1 pseudogene is annotated in these 1,119 nt (G+C 48.2%); it reads right to left on the bottom strand.

The features are described from left to right. Window positions 1–1,119 (bottom strand): annotated as a pseudogene (locus R7O12_RS26280) (RTX toxin); the annotation flags it as partial.

The raw sequence follows: 1,119 nt of genomic DNA, 5'->3' as shown, positions 1-1,119 counted from the left end.
GTTAGTCACCAGCTCATCTTGACCTACACCATGATCAATCGCTTCATAAAAAGTAATTTGAACCGTACCATCATCATTGACCTCTGCAGAGAAAACTAATCGGTCGTCAGTCGATGTTCCTTGTAAGCTCAACCCATCTTCTGCAACAACAACATTTATAGATTGACCGACCGATGTAAGCGCGCTCAAACTTGGTTGCTCTGCATGCAGTGCTGGCACACCATTTTCTATGTTGATGGCTGCCGAGCTGCTTTGCTCACCAAAAAATCCAACGATATTTTCAGAAAATACCGTTGAACCGGGTAGCACTATTGTCGGCATGGTATCTACCGCGTGGTTGCCGGCGGCATCCAACACTTCTGCTTCAATGGTCCACGTGTTGTTTAGATTGAGAGTGTTTACGTCAATTCCGGTTACTGTCCACGAACCTGATGCATCAACAAGGCCAGTAAAATTCAGCGTGCTGTCTCCGTCACTTACCCGAATCGTCACTGCCAGACCTTGCTCTACACCACTGGTTATCCCTCTCATTTCCGTGACTATACCCTCACGGAAATCATCAATGGCAAGACCACCGCTAATATAAAAATCCGTATCGATATCAATGGTGGGAGCAGTGGCATCTATGGTCGTAGCCTCATCCATCGCTTTCGCTTGGTTGCCCGCCACATCATTCACGGAGGCAGATACGGTTAACGCCCCATCGGCTAACGTGGATAAGTTCACCCCTTCGACTTGCCACATACCATCAACGACAACGGCATTGAACGAGAGCATCACCCCTGAGCTGTCTTGAACCGTGACAGAAACCGTCTGACCATTTTCAACATCACTGACTTGCCCTGACAAAGTGACAGATTGGCGCTCTTCAATGCTTAAATAGCCGTCTCCGCCATCGTCAACGTCCACCGTCACACTTGCGAGCGTATCTTTAATGATGGTGTTTTCACTGGTTGCAGGGTTGCCCGCTATATCTATACTCTCAGCAACAACTGTCAGCGTACCTTCAGACAATCCAGAAAAGTCAACGTCGTCCAGAGACCAACTTCCACCAGTCACCACCGTTTCTAAGTTTATGACCGCTCCTAACGAGTCGGTTACCGTAACTTGGATACGCTG

This window comes from Vibrio sp. Vb1574 (genome assembly GCF_033338675.1).
This window is presented reverse-complemented; position numbering and strand designations above follow the sequence as displayed.